Genomic DNA, 547 nt, shown 5'->3' with positions numbered 1-547 from the left:
GACTTTGCCACTGTTTGATGAGCCGTCTAATGTGCGGCCTTGATAACGAAAAGTTGGCATTCACTTACCTCCATGAAAATGGGATCAGTTTTACCCGAAGCGTCACCCTCGCCGAGGGTCATCACTTCATCCAGGCTCACAGCACCTTGCAGTGCAAGCTCCATTGCTGAGGCAAGAAGCGGTTTGTAGTTTTCTGAACGTCGAGCCGCTTGTGCAAAGCCAACCGCATCATTCGCACGCAGCTTGTCCATCATCTCATGCTCCAGCTCAAGCATTTCAAACACACCGATTCGACCTCGATACCCCGTCAAGTTACAGTTTTGACAACCAGCCCCTTTATGGAAAGTCACCCCAACTTGATTTGGAAAACGCCCTGCTAACCATTGTTGACGCGACTCATCGAGATGATCTTGGGTTTTACAATCTGGACAAACACGGCGAACCAATCGCTGAGCCACAACGGCACGCACGGCACTGGCAACGAGATAGCCTGGCGCCCCCATGTCGATCATACGCAGTGCGCTGTCGACCGCATCGTTGGTGTGCA

Annotated in this window: 1 pseudogene; it reads right to left on the bottom strand. The window is 52.1% G+C overall.

The features are described from left to right. Positions 1-26: 26 nt before the first annotated feature. Positions 27-547, bottom strand: a pseudogene (locus R7E78_RS29635) (MSHA biogenesis protein MshE); the annotation flags it as partial.

The organism is Vibrio sp. YT-19(2023) (genome assembly GCF_033337395.1).
The sequence above is the reverse complement of the archived record's forward strand: the minus strand, read 5'-3'. Positions and strand labels throughout refer to the sequence as shown.